General features: G+C 61.8%; 13 protein-coding genes. 2 read left to right on the top strand and 11 right to left on the bottom strand.

Annotated elements, in window-relative coordinates; translation table 11 throughout:
- Position 1 precedes the first annotated feature (1 nt).
- From FNJ84_RS16305 to FNJ84_RS16275, 7 genes are all read right to left on the bottom strand, one after another.
- The gene (locus FNJ84_RS16305) at positions 2-904 is read right to left on the bottom strand and encodes an ABC transporter permease subunit (RefSeq protein ID WP_143794368.1); all 903 of its coding nucleotides are present in this window, start codon (positions 902-904) and stop codon (positions 2-4) included.
- Positions 901-1,908 carry an ABC transporter permease subunit gene (locus FNJ84_RS16300; protein ID WP_143794367.1) on the bottom strand — a complete coding sequence of 336 codons (1,008 nt, stop codon included), beginning with the start codon at positions 1,906-1,908 and terminating at the stop codon, positions 901-903. The genes FNJ84_RS16305 and FNJ84_RS16300 overlap by 4 nt, the downstream gene beginning before the upstream one ends.
- 72 nt (positions 1,909-1,980) lie before the next feature.
- On the bottom strand, positions 1,981-3,573 hold the full coding sequence (locus tag FNJ84_RS16295; protein WP_185968568.1) for an ABC transporter substrate-binding protein: 1,593 nt from the start codon (positions 3,571-3,573) through the stop codon (positions 1,981-1,983).
- Positions 3,574-3,612: 39 nt separating this feature from the next.
- The gene (locus tag FNJ84_RS16290) at positions 3,613-4,278 is read right to left on the bottom strand and encodes a helix-turn-helix domain-containing protein (protein WP_143794365.1); all 666 of its coding nucleotides are present in this window, start codon (positions 4,276-4,278) and stop codon (positions 3,613-3,615) included.
- Between the two features lie 87 nt (positions 4,279-4,365).
- Positions 4,366-4,773 (bottom strand): GtrA family protein, encoded by a 408-nt coding sequence (locus FNJ84_RS16285; RefSeq protein ID WP_143794364.1) that lies wholly within the window; start codon positions 4,771-4,773, stop codon positions 4,366-4,368.
- Entirely contained in the window at positions 4,767-5,780 is a 1,014-nt protein-coding gene (locus tag FNJ84_RS16280) for a glycosyltransferase family 2 protein (protein WP_255471257.1), read from the bottom strand. The genes FNJ84_RS16285 and FNJ84_RS16280 overlap by 7 nt, the downstream gene beginning before the upstream one ends.
- Positions 5,780-7,312, bottom strand: a complete 1,533-nt coding sequence (locus tag FNJ84_RS16275) for a glycosyltransferase family 39 protein (protein WP_255471256.1) — start codon at positions 7,310-7,312, stop codon at positions 5,780-5,782. Before FNJ84_RS16275 ends, FNJ84_RS16280 begins: the two co-directional genes overlap by 1 nt.
- A gap of 169 nt (positions 7,313-7,481) precedes the next feature.
- On the opposite strand from FNJ84_RS16275, the gene FNJ84_RS16270 reads away from it, so the two are divergent.
- Both FNJ84_RS16270 and FNJ84_RS16265 read left to right on the top strand, forming a co-directional pair.
- Positions 7,482-8,153, top strand: coding sequence for a response regulator transcription factor (locus FNJ84_RS16270; RefSeq protein ID WP_143794363.1), 672 nt, complete (start codon positions 7,482-7,484; stop codon positions 8,151-8,153).
- Positions 8,146-9,525, top strand: coding sequence for a HAMP domain-containing sensor histidine kinase (locus FNJ84_RS16265; protein WP_255471255.1), 1,380 nt, complete (start codon positions 8,146-8,148; stop codon positions 9,523-9,525). Before FNJ84_RS16270 ends, FNJ84_RS16265 begins: the two co-directional genes overlap by 8 nt.
- Positions 9,526-9,615: 90 nt before the next feature.
- On the opposite strand, the gene FNJ84_RS16260 is transcribed toward FNJ84_RS16265, so the two are convergent.
- The 4 genes from FNJ84_RS16260 to FNJ84_RS16245 all read right to left on the bottom strand — a co-directional run.
- Positions 9,616-10,218 (bottom strand): hypothetical protein, encoded by a 603-nt coding sequence (locus FNJ84_RS16260; protein ID WP_143794362.1) that lies wholly within the window; start codon positions 10,216-10,218, stop codon positions 9,616-9,618.
- Positions 10,218-10,733, bottom strand: a complete 516-nt coding sequence (locus FNJ84_RS16255) for a hypothetical protein (protein ID WP_143794361.1) — start codon at positions 10,731-10,733, stop codon at positions 10,218-10,220. The genes FNJ84_RS16260 and FNJ84_RS16255 overlap by 1 nt, the downstream gene beginning before the upstream one ends.
- 140 nt (positions 10,734-10,873) lie before the next feature.
- On the bottom strand, positions 10,874-11,932 hold the full coding sequence (locus tag FNJ84_RS16250) for a hypothetical protein (RefSeq protein WP_143794360.1): 1,059 nt from the start codon (positions 11,930-11,932) through the stop codon (positions 10,874-10,876).
- A 4-nt stretch (positions 11,933-11,936) separates the two neighbouring features.
- A partial coding sequence (locus FNJ84_RS16245) for a type VI secretion system Vgr family protein (protein ID WP_143794359.1) occupies positions 11,937-13,372 on the bottom strand: 1,436 nt, incomplete at its 5' end.

Raw genomic sequence — 13,372 nt, 5'->3', positions numbered from 1 at the left:
CTCAGCTCCGCTTCAGCTTGGGGTCAAGCGCGTCGCGCAATCCGTCGCCCATCAGGTTGATCGCCAGAACCGAGATCAGGATGGCGAGGCCGGGGAAGGTCACCACCCACCAGGCGCGCAGGATGAATTCGCGCGCCTCGGCCAGCATGGTGCCCCATTCCGGCGCGGGCGGCTGCGCGCCCATGCCAAGGAAACCAAGTGCGGCCGAATCCAGCACGGCGGATGAAAAGGACAGCGTCGCCTGCACGATCAGCGGCGCCAGGCAATTGGGCAGGATGGTCTTGAACATCAGCCGCAGGTTACCCGCACCCGCGACGCGCGCGGCGGTGACATATTCCCGCTTTTGTTCGGCCATCACGGCGGCGCGGGTCAGGCGGGCGAAATGTGGCTGATAGACGATGGCGATGGCGATCATCGCATTTGTCAGCCCCGGCCCCAGAATGGCCACCAGCACCAGCGCCAAGAGCAGCGAGGGGAAGGCCAGGATCACATCCATCACCCGCATGATGACGGTATCGACCCAGCTGCCGTAAAAGCCGGCCAGAAGCCCGATGATGATGCCGCCGAACAGCGCGATGGACACGACGACGATACCGATGAACAGCGAATATTGCGCGCCATAGATCAGCCGGGACAGCATGTCGCGGCCCACCGCATCGGTGCCCAGCAGGAACTCGGCCCGTCCGCCTTCCTGCCAGACTGGCGGAACAAGCAAGGCGTCGCGATATTGCACGGTCGGATCATGGGGCGCCAGCACGGACGCAAAGACCGCGACCAGCACCAGCAGGATAAAGACCACCAGCCCCAGCACCGCGCCCCGGTTCTGGCTGAAATAGAACCAGAACTCGGCCAGCATGCGGCGGCGGATGGCGGCGTCGGAAAGTTTGACGGTTGTATCGCTCATGACGCGCGGATCCTCGGGTTGATAAGGCCATAGGTCAGGTCGACCAGAAGGTTGACCAGCATCACCATGCCGGCGATCAGCAAAAGGCCCGATTGCACGACCGGATAGTCGCGGCGGCTGATGGAATCGATCATCCACTTGCCGATGCCCGGCCAGGAAAAGATCGTCTCGGTCAGGATCGCGCCCGCCATCAGCACACCGATCTGCAAGCCGATGGTGGTGACGACCGGGATCATCGCGTTCCTCAGCGCATGGACGCCGATGACCCGGCGCTGCGGCATGCCCTTGGCGCGGGCGGTGCGGACATAGTCCTCGCCCATCACCTCCAGCATGGCGGACCGGGTCTGGCGCGCGATCACTGCCAGCGGGATCGTGGCCAGCACGATCGAGGGCAGGATCAGGTGGCTGACCGCGGATTTGAACGCGCCGGGCTGGCCCGACAGCAGGCTGTCGATCAGCATGAAGCCGGTCGGCGTCGGGAAGTAATACAGCAGGCTGATCCGGCCAGACACGGGCGTCCAGCCCAGCATGCCGGAAAAGAAGATGATCAGCAGCAGGCCCCACCAGAAGATCGGCATGGAAAAGCCAACCAGCGCAGTGGTCATCGAGATCTGGTCGAACCAGCTGCCGCGCTTGATCGCGGCCAGGATGCCCACCGGCACCCCGATCACGGTGGCCAGGATGATGGCACAAAGGCCCAGCTCGACCGTTGCCGGGAACAGGGCCATGAATTCGTCAAGGACCGGCTTCTTGGTGACCAGCGAGGTGCCGAAATCGCCCTGCAACAGCCGGCCAAGAAAGTCGAAATACTGCATGACAACGGGTTTGTCATAGCCAAGCTGCGCGGTCAGTTCCGCATGCCGTTCCGGGCTGACGCCGCGTTCACCCGCCATCAGCAGCACCGGATCGCCGGGCAGGATGCGGACAAAGCTGAAGGCGATGATGGTGATGCCCAGGAAGGTCGGGATCAGATACAGCAGCTTGTTGAGGATGAAACGGACCATGCGCCTCTTTCCTTGTGGAACGCGCGGGGACCGGCCCCGCGCGTCTGGTTACCCCCGATTGAGGATGGCGGATTATTCCGCGATGTCGACGGTTTCGAAGGTGAAATCACCAAGCGGGCTCATCACGAAGCCTGAAACCTTGGCCGACATGGGCACATATTGCGTCGAATGGGCAATCGTATACCACGGCGCCTGATCCTTGAAGACCACCTGTGCCTGCTCATACAGCGCGGTCCGTTCGGCCTGGTCGGCGGTCACCTTGGCGTCCTTCAGCAGCGACGAGAACTCCTCGTTGCACCAGAAGGCGCGGTTCGCACCGCCCTCGCCCGCCGAATCACACGACAGCAGCACCGACAGGAAGTTGTCGGGGTCGCCATTGTCGCCGGTCCAGCCCAGGATCACCGCGCCGGTACGGCCCGCTTCCATCGACTTGGCCAGGTATTCGCCCCATTCGTATGACACGATCTCGGCCTTGACGCCGACCTTGGACAGGTCTTCCTGCATCAGCTCGGCGGTGCGGCGCGCGTTGGGCATATAGGGGCGCTGCACCGGCATCGCCCAGATCTGCATCGTGAGATCGCTGACACCGGCCTCGTCCAGCATCGCCTTGGCGGCTTCGGGATCGTAGGGATCGTCCTGGATCGCGTCGTTATAGGACCACATGGTCGGCGGAATCGGGTTCTTGGCCGGTTCAGCTGCGCCCTGGAACACCGCATCCACGATGGCCTGCTTGTTGATGGCCATGTTCAGCGCCTTGCGGACCTGCGGATTATCAAAGGGCGCAAGCGTCGTGTTATAGGCCAGATAGCCAACGTTCAGACCGGCCTGTTCGTCCAGCTTCAGGTTGGTATCGGCGCGGATCGCCTCGATATCGGCGGGCGCGGGGTAAGGCATCAGGTGGCATTCGCCGGCCTTCAGCTTTTGCAGGCGCACGGCGGCGTCGGGGGTGATGGCAAAGACCAGATCGTCGATGATCGGCGCGGTGCCCCAGTAATCGGGGTTCTTCGCGTAGCGGATCACGGCGTCTTTCTGATAGGCCACGAACTTGAACGGCCCGGTGCCGATCGGCATGTTGTTCAGGTCCTCGCGGGTGCCTGCCGCTTCCAGCGCGTCGGCATATTCCTTGGACACGATCGAGGCGAAGGGCATCGCGATATTGGCCAGGAACGGGGCTTCCGGCGAATTCAGCGTGATCTTGACGGTATAGTCGTCGATCTTCTCGACCGACTTCACCAGTTCCGGCATCGACATCGCGGTATAGTATTCATAGGTGATGCCGGGGTTATACTGGTGCCACGGGTTTTCGGCATTACCCTGACGGTCGAACGAGAAGAGCACGTCATCGGCGTTGAAATCGCGCGTCGGCGTGAATTTTTCGTTGGAATGCCACTTCACGCCCTGACGCAGGTGGAAGGTGTATTCGGTGCCATCTTCCGACACTTCCCAGCTTTCGGCCAGGCCCGGCTCGACCTCGGTCGTGCCCTTCTTGAACTCGGTCAGGCGGTTATAGATCGGATGGGCCGACGCATCAAAGGTGGTGCCGGCGGTATAGGGCGCGGGGTCGAACCCTTCGGGCGAGGCCTCGGAACAATAGACGAAGGTTTTGGCCTGGGCCAGGCCCGCGCTTAGCGCCAGCGCCGACGCACATACGAGAAACAGCTTCACGGTTATACTCCCTTTGAGGTTAGAAATTGATCTGCCATGTCATTCGGCAGTTTCGTCCGTCACATCCCTAGATGCGACGAATAGGTCATCAGCACTGACCGATGCAAGACCGGACTCGCGCGGAATATAAGCCGAGGGCGTCGCCCCATGCAGCATCTTGCCTGTCCACAACAGGCGCACCACACGATCCAGCGGATTCGACCAGGAATGCGGATGCTGACCAAGATAATGCATGCTGTCGCCTTCGCGCAGCAGAAATTTCTGCCCATCGACGACCAGCAGCACCGCGCCTTGCAGCACGAAGATCAGCTCTTCCCCGGCATGCTGCACGGTTTCAGAGCGATAGCCGGGGGGCACGTTCATGATGAACGAGGTCAGTTCATGGCCCGGAAACTCGGCCCCGATCTGTTCATAGATGATCGAGGTTCCCGAAACCGAAAACGGCTGGCGTTCATCGGCGCGGGTGACGCTTTCGGACTGCCGGGGGGTGGCGATGAAATGGTCGATGCCAACATCCAGCGCGGCCGCGATCTCGGCCAGCGTGCCAAGGGTGGGGGTGGCGTTGTCACGCTCGACCTGGCTGAGATAGCCCACCGAAACGCCGCAGGCTGCGCTAAGCTCCTGCAAGGTCATGGCCATCATCTGCCTGCGCTTGCGTATCCGTCGCCCAAGGGCAGCCGGCGCGCCTGCCGTTATCCGTCCCATCCCCGTCCCCGACCAGCAGATGCCTGTTGGGCGCAGAGATTGGGCCGAAACCTATCGCAGATGCAACGAATTTTTCTGTCAGTAAAATTATTTTACCAAAACCGGCCCTTCATCGGCCAAGGGCTTTCGCCGGAATGCCCAGACACGCGACAGGATGAAGGTGCAAAGCGCGGCTGAAGCGGTCGAGAACAGGATGGCCCCGGCGGCGGTCGTTGTGCCGGTGGCCAACAGCGACAGCAGCATGGTTTCATTCCACAGGAACCCGATAATCGCCACGATCAGGAACCGGAACAGGGCATGATGCGCAACCGCGCCATGCCCTGAAAACGTATAGAGGTGATGCCCCCAGAAGCTGACCACGAACGCGGCACAGAAAGCCGCTGCATTCCCGACCGGCGGCGCGACACCAAGGCGGACCAGCACCAGCGCGACACCCAGATGCACAAGGGTCGCCACCCCGCCGGTCAGCGCGAAACGGACGACCGGCTTCAGCATTCGGGCGAGGGCATCAGGCTGACATCCTCGGCGATCAGATAGCCGGGCCGCCCCTTCACCTCGTTGAACACGCGCGCAAGATATTCGCCCAGAACGCCAATAGACATCAGCTGGACCCCGCTGAAGAAAAAGACCGCCACCGCCAGGGTCGACCAGCCGGGCACGTCATGACCCAGCAGCAAGGTGCGGCCGGCCAGGAAAAGCCCGTAAAAGATCGACAATGTGGCAAGAACCATGCCGATGCCCGTCCACATGCGCAGCGGCCAGTCGGTGAACGCGGTCAGCCCCGTCAGGCCAAGCCGCAACAGCCGTCGAAAGCCGAATTTCGAGCGCCCGCCGCCGCGCGGCTGCAACTCGACCGGAATCGCCAGCGCGCGGAACCCCACCCAGGCATAAAGCCCCTTCATGAAGCGGTTGTTTTCCGGCAGGGCGCAAAGCGCGTCGACGACCTTGCGATCCATAAGCCTGAAATCCCGCGCATCGGCGGGCATCGCCACCTCGCTGCCGAAATTCAGGAACCGATAGAAGGCGGCCGTGCAGCGGCGCTTCAACCAGCCTTCATCGTCGCGATGGGCGCGGACGGCATAGACGATCTCATATCCTGCGCGATAATGGTCCAGCATGGTATCGACATGGTGCAGCGGCTCTTGCAGATCGGCATCCAGCACCACGACTGCCCGGCCCCTCGCATGGCGCAGCCCGGCCATGATCGCCTGTTCCTTGCCGAAATTCCGCGACAGGCGCAGCAGGCGAACGGGCACCTGCCATTGACCGGCGCGAACCCGGTCCAGCGTGTCATCGCTGCTGCCATCATCGACGACCACGATTTCGGACCGCGCCACCAATTGCCGCGCCTTGCGCGATACCCGGCACAGGGTTTCGGCGATGGTCTCGGCCTCGTTATAGGCCGGGATGACGAAGGACAGATCCGGCAGTGCGGGATCAAGATCACGCCAGTTTGGCAACAAATCGGCGGTTTCAACAGCAATATCGCGCATCTTTCCCATCACTTCACCTTACCTTCGCCTTGCGTGACGAACAGGACATGGCGCCCATAGGCGCCGATGTTGCGAAGCCCCAGCCCGGCCGCCTGCGTCACCATGTCCGGCGTTACTGAAAACGCCGCCGGCGCCCCCCCTTGGGCCAGTCGGACAAATCGGGCGGTGTCGACGGCGCGCGCCTGACCCTGCGAATAGAACTCGGCCGAATAGCTGCGCCCGCCCACGGTATAAAGCGGCGCGTGGGGCAAGGCCGCGCTGGCAGCAGCAACCAGCCCTTTGTCGGATTTCAGCCGGATCTGGCCGGGCGCAAAGGCAGCAGCCACCGTCAGCGCCGTGAACAAGGCAAGCGTCGCGACCGAGGCCGTGGCAAACCCGATCCGGGCGGCCCGGCCCGGTCGCGGGCCAAACACCTGCGCGAACAACACCACCAGCAGAACCGCGGCGGCTGGCAGCCCAGGCAGGACATAGGCCGCAAGGATATTCGAGGCGGGCCAGAACAGCAGCAGCGGCGACAGCGCCCAAAGCAGCAAATACAGCAGCCAGCCGGACCGATCCCGCCGGAAAGCCCCAAATGTGGCACGCGCCCGCGTCAACAGCAGCGCGGGAACCAGGCTCCATGGCAGCGCGGCCATCAGCCAGAACAGCCAGATCATGCCCTTGGCTTCCTGATGGCCCGACCCGTAAAGATCGCCCTGCCAGCCGGGGGACAGGAACCGCTGCACATGTTCCCCGATCAGGAAATAGTGCAGAAAGCCCGGCGTCGCCTTCTCGGCGGCGACATACCAGGGCAGGACCAGCACCAGAAGCAGCACCGTCCCGCGCCCCCATGGCAGGCGGCGCAGAACCTGCCAGTTCCACGTCAGGGCCAGCCACAAAACCACCGGGATGCCACAAAGGACGGCCGCGACAGGGCCCTTGGCCAGCAGTCCGATCGCCAGGCCCAGAAAGACGGCATATCCCCAAAGGGAAACGCCGGCCTCATCCTCGATCCCATTCCAGAAACCCACCATCGCCAGGGTTGTCCCAAGCACCATAGGCATATCCGTCATCACGAAAGCCGAGGCGCCGAAGAACAGCCCCATCGTCGCCAGCACCACCGCCGCACAGATCGCGGCATCGCGGCCAACCTTGTCCCGCACCCAGATCAAGATCAGCGCCAGCACCGCCAGCGCGGTCAGCAGGATCGGAAATCGTGCCGCCGCCTCATGGACGCCAAAGACCTGCATGCCGGCGGCCGACAGCCAACTGTGCAAGGGCGGCTTTCCCCAGAACGGAACGCCATAGTCGAATTGCGGCGTCAGCCAGTTTCCGGTTTCGACCATCTTGCGGGCAATCTCGGCATAGCGGGCCTCGGTCGTGTCGGTGAAAGGCACCACGACCATCGCCCAGATCCGCAGCGCGCAGAAGGCTGCGGCAACGGCTATCAGAAAGCGGCGCGACCCGGCGTCCAGGCGCAAATACCGCCCCGTCAGGCGCGCACCGGGTCGCGCCTGAACCACCGCCGGGCCATGGCCCGGATAGGTTTCATTGATTATCATTATATCGTCCTGCTCGATCGGCTTGGGCTGATGTCACCCGCGATCTAGCTAAGCCGAACTGTCCGGGTGCTTGCCGGAACTATACCAATCCGTAATGTTCCAGCGTCTTGACCGCCGCGCGCACGGGTCTATCCCTGCTGTTGCGAAACCAGTGCAGAAAGCAAAGCCCATGCGCGTCCTTGTGGTCGAGGACCATATCGAAACGGCTGAATACATCATCGCAAGCCTGAAGGCGCAAAGCCATCTGGTCGATCATTGCGACAATGGCCGCGACGGTTTTCTGTCGGCGCTGGACAACAACTATGACGTGATGATTTTCGACCGGATGCTGCCGGGGCTGGACGGGCTGACATTGATAAAATCGGTGCGTGGCGCGGGTTGTGACACGCCGATCCTGATCCTCAGCGCGATGGGTGGCATCGACGACCGCGTCGAAGGGCTGGAGGCCGGGGCGGATGACTATCTGGTCAAGCCATTCTCGTTTCAGGAATTGGCGGCGCGCCTTGCGGCATTGACCCGCCGGCCGCCGCTTAAAACAGAAGAAACCGTCTTGCAGGTCGCCGATCTGGAAATGAACCTGATCCGCCGCACCGTGACGCGCGGCGGCGTTCTGCTGGACCTGCAACCGCGCGAGTTCAGCCTGCTGGAATACCTGATGCGCAATGCGGGCCGCGTGCTGACCCGCACGATGCTGCTGGAATCGGTCTGGGATTTCCACTTCGACCCCAAAACGAATGTGGTGGAAACCCATATCAGCCGGCTGCGCAACAAGGTCGACAAACCTTTCGACACCGAACTGATCCATACCATCCGCAGCGCCGGCTATAGCCTGCATGGCTAGCCGCGCGGCCATATCGCGCTTTCTGCGTTCGACCTCGGCGCGGCTGTCGCTGCGTTTCGCGGCGCTTTACGCCATCATCACCGCCATCGTTTTCGTCCTGACCGCCATATTTGCCAACCGCGAGATCACCGAATGGGTGTCCGACCAGCTGGCAGAGGACGCGGCGGGCTTTGCCCAGCTGTATCAACGCGCGGGGCTGGATGCCGTCCTGGCCAAGCTGGATGGTTTCGCCGGCTTCAATTTCGAGGATTACCGCATCTATCTGCTGGAGGATGCGGGCGGCAGGATCATCGCCGGCAATGTGGCCAATATCGACTGGCACGGCACCAGTGGCCATGTCCCGGCCGATACGGTCAGCCCGGTGCACCCGCGCTACCACGAGGTGATCGGCTATCACCTGCATGCCGTCGATCTTGGCCCGAACCGCCTGACGCTTGGCACCAGCACCTATTTCCTTGAGGAACTGCGCGAGGTGCTTGTACGCGGCTTTGCCATCGGCTTTGTCATGCTGCTGCTTGCAGGGCTGATCGCCGGCGTGATCGTCGGTCGCAGGACGGAACGGCGATTGACCCAGATATCATCGACATTGAAAGCCGTGGCCGCCGGACAATTGGGGACAAGGGCGCCGACCTCGGGCGGCGAAGGCGACGATCTTGTCCGCGTCGCCGACGAGATCAATAGCACCATTGCCCAGCTTCAGCGCATGGTCGAAAGCCAGAAGCAGATTTCGGCCGATATTGCCCATGATCTTCGCACCCCGATGCAGCGCCTTCGTCAGCGGCTGGATGCGATGCAGCAATCGGGCAAGCTGTCGGCCCAGACCGAAGAAGACGTTCAGGCCGCGACCGAGATCGTCGATCACCTGATCGAGACCTTCCACAGCCTGCTCAGCATTGCCCAGATCGAGGCCGGGCGGCGCTCGGAACATTTCACGACGATCACGCTGGCCCCGATCCTGGCGCGGATCGAGGATGCCTATGGCGCCGTGGCCGACGAGAATGGTCAGACGCTGATCGTCACGGTCGGCAACGCCGAGGCTGCGGTTCAGGGCGACGGGCACCTGCTGACCCAGATGATCGCGAATGTGGTGGAAAACGCGCTGCGCCACAGCCCCGCCGGCGCGCGGGTCGAGGTGACATTGTCAGCGGGCCCGAGCGGCATCACCGTCGAGATTGCGGATGACGGCCCCGGCATCCCGGCCGATGAGCGCGACAAGGTCATGCGCCGCTTTTACCGCCTGGAGAAAAGCCGCACGACGCCGGGGAACGGGCTGGGCCTCAGCATGGTCAAGGCAATCGCCGATCTGCATGGCGCCCGCGTCGAGATGCAGGACAACCATCCCGGCCTGCGCGTCTGGATCAGGTTTCAGTAAGATCGGAACACGGCCCGCGGTGCTGGCCGGCCCGCATGGATCAGCCAGAGATGCAGATGACCCAGCAAAGGATCTGCATCGGGCGATCGTTCAATCCTCGTCCTCAAGGCTTGAAAGATATTCGATAACATCGTCCTTTTCGACGCGGGAATATTCATCTGCATCGAAAAGTGCCTCTTCCGTTCGCCCATCCAGGAAAATGTTGGGGCCGGATGCCTCTGGCTCTACGAAAAGTTTGACGCCCAGATCGGGAAAATACATATAGCTTGTTTCTTCATAGGCATTGTCAGATATTTCCAACAATGACAGCGCCACTTCCATCGGCGTGCGATCATTAATATCGACCCCTCCGACATAGACCTTGTCTGGATAATCATATACAGCGATTGCTGATAAACTTCCATGGAAATAGGTAACATAGGACAACCAGGCAGGCGCCTGCGTACTTTTTTCGCCTTCTCCGGTATTGTATTCGTCGAAGGCCTGACCTTTGTAAATCTGGGCGACGAACTCGTCTGCGCCCTCGACCCCGGCATTTTCGATGGTTGCCATCAGTGCATCGGGCGCAGCGGCCTGCGCCGGATCGAAACTTTGCTGCCTAACGGGCGCACCGATGATAGCCACCACCTCGTCGCGGGTCATGCCAAACTGCAAAGGCCCAAAGCCCTTGTCTGACTTGTAGTGCTGATCCATTATCGCCGGCCCCTTCTATTTCCGCCAGTATCTTTCCATTTATACTTATCAGGGAAAGCCGCGACACAAGCCGCATAGGCCGCCGCCTCCTTTAGGGCTTCGTCGTATTTATTCCCGAATTTCAGCTTGATTTCCGCCACATCCAGCGCAAAGGCCGCCAGATATCCATATTCCTTGAAAGCATATTTCTGCGCCCGCGCATAAGCCCCGCTTAGCGGATTACGGCCATTGCTGAACGTGCTTCCATGATCTTTTGCGTCCATTTGTATGGCCGGCCATTTTCCATAGACCGATTTTGGCGTGGTGCTTTTCCAGGTCGGATAGTTTGCCTTTGCCGGCATGTGATGGCTGTCCTTGCCATCACCCACGGGCTTGCCCATTTCGGTATCGGACCCGCCCCGATAGGGCCCGCTGCCCTTTCCCCTGTTCAACATCGCGCAGGGATCGGTCATCTTTTTCAGAATATCCTGCGGATCGCAGGTTGGGCATTGTTCGCGCGCCTGCTTGATCAGCATCTGTTCGGCATAGTTCCGGGCACGATTGACAATCGCCCGAACCGCAGCGTCACGGGCCTTGTCGACGACATATTCGATGCCTTCCTTGACAGCGTAACTGATGACGGCACGAACGGCGAGCGCGGCAAGAAATGGCAGGATCATGGGGTCAGCGCCGCAAGATCTGATTTCGACATATTGGCAATATCGTCAAACACCTCATCAAGAACCTCGTCTGACGGTCTTGGATCATTTGCAATACCGGACATGAAGCGCTGATCACGCAGCAATTCCCCGCCCGTCAGCAGCGACAGCATGGCAAGCAGGCCAAAGCCCTTCTCGGTGCGCAGACCGATCTGCCGGCCATCACGAATGGCGGCATCCGTCAGCTGATGCAGCTGCTGCGGTTGCAGGCGATCGGTATATTGCGGCGCCGCCGCGCCCAGATAGGCGACGATGCGCTGTTGCGATGCACGCTCTGCCGCCTGTGAAATTCCATCCAGCTCGGCCTGTGACAAACGCAATGGACCGGGTGGCGCGGCAGGCAGCCCATCGGGCCTGGCCGCGAACAGCGGTGCGTCTGACCAGGACCATTCCCGTTCCGGCATGGCAAGAATTGCTGTTGCCGGTCCGAACAATCGGGCCAGATGGGCTGGCTCCAGGGCAGGCAGGCTTTGTGCAATCACATTCGAATCTGCGTGACGAAACAGGACCAGCGTATGCGTATCCGGTGCAGCCGGGAAAACGTCACCATCCCCCGGCAGGGTATCGGGCTCCTCGAAATCTGGCAATGCCGCCTTCGGATAAAGCACCATATTGATGCCCCTGAGATGCCTGTAGAGGGCATTCGCACCATCGGGACACTGCCAGAAGACGGCGGCGGGACGGGCGACAATCAGGTCAAGCAATGCGGGGATGGTGATCTCGGGCGCCCGGCCACCGATCTTTTCCGGGCGCTCGTCCAGCCAGACCATATGCGGGGCGGTGATGATCTGTTCGGGATTGTTGTCGCCACGGTCAAGGTAAAGCGACCGGCTGACGAACCCGCCCATCATCAGCTCTTGCGGCAGGTTATCGAACTGCGCGCCATCAAGGACCGCAAAGACCGGTGCCGCCTTGTGATCAAGCGCAAGCAGCCCCTGTTCCAGCGAGACCCTAGCCCGTGCCTCGGGTTCGGATCGGACGGTCCCGCCCAACGACCATGCATCGTCCTGCTGCATCGGCCTACCTCACGAAGGGGGTGGCCGATTTGGCCATGGCGCGCAGGCATTTACTGCCCTCGCCGGGACCACCTGACTTGAAGTCGATGGAATTGCCCTCGATCAGCACCTTCAATCCGCGGATGCGCACACCGGTCTTGTTGATCTCGACATAGCCGCCGGGCGCCGACAAAAGGATGGTGTCATCAGCCTTGATTTCCCAGACCTTCGAGGTGCCCTCGAACTTCTCTTCCGAGGAAATCTGATACAGCTTGCCCGAGCTGTGGGCAGCCCGCTGCCCGCTATGGGTGGTATATTCCTCGCCGACATCGACGGTCTTGATCTTGCCGACCTGAAGCCGTTGCTCGACCCCGATCTTGGTGAATTCCTTGCCGCCGACCATGGTGTTGCGCACCGCGCCGACCATGGTGTTCTTGAACAGCCCGATCTGTTCCGTCCGCGCCAGCCCGATCGTGTCGGACTGGAACTTCTCGATCACGGTGTTCATGACCCCGGAAACCGGCATGATCGACGACAGAACGCTTCCCAATGCGGTGCCGGTGCCCACCTGTTCGGCCCCGGCAATCGCGCGGTTCTGGCCGGCCGCGTCAAAGGCCGATATCCTTGGCCCCGACGCCATCTCGCCGCCAATCGTCGCGGCAACGACCCCACCCAGAAAGGCCGGGATCGAGGGATCGCCCGCTTCCTGCGCCACGTTCAGCGCATCCTTCGTCGCCTGACCCGCGACCCCCGCCAGCGCGGCAAACAACCCGGCCTTGCCACCCCCAACCGTCAGGTTCATCGAGCCGCCAATGCGTTCCTGATGATTGCTGCCGACCTCGATCGACTTGTTGCTGCCAACGCTTTCGATCTGGTCGTTATCGACCCGCTTCATGCGATTGTTCAGAACCTTCAGCGTCTGGTCCTTCTGCGCGTGAAGGGCGATGTTTTCCTGTCCCTGCTCATCCTCGAAGCTAAGCTCGTTGAAACCTTCGCCCTGATGGGTCTTGGACCGCCAGACGGCCTTGGTCTTGTGCGCGGGCAGCGGATAGGGCGCATCATTCTTGCCGTTGAACACATTGCCAACGACGACCGGCTTGTCGGGATCGCCTTCCAGAAACTCGACCAGAACCTCCATCCCGATCCTCGGGATGACCATGCCGCCCCAGCCAGCCCCGGCCCAGTTCTGGCTGACGCGGCAGCGCATCGAATAGGCCCCCGCCAGATCCCAGTGAAACCGCACCAGGATGCGCCCGAACTCGTCGCAGTCGATCTCGCCCTCGCCGACAACCACCGCCGTCTGCGGGCCCTGCACCAGCGCCGCCGGCGTCCGCCGCGGCGGCACCATCGGCGCCGTGTCCGGCATCAGCACATAGCTGCCCGTAAAGGCATAGCCGTCGCTGCCCGGACCGCCCGAGCCGTAAGCCTCGGACACGAAATGATGGCTGGCCGACAGGCACA

It is taken from the genome of Paracoccus sp. M683, assembly GCF_007096355.1.
In the GTDB taxonomy this organism is placed as follows: domain Bacteria; phylum Pseudomonadota; class Alphaproteobacteria; order Rhodobacterales; family Rhodobacteraceae; genus Paracoccus.
Note: the sequence above shows the minus strand (reverse complement) of the source record. Positions and strands in the feature narration are given on the sequence as shown.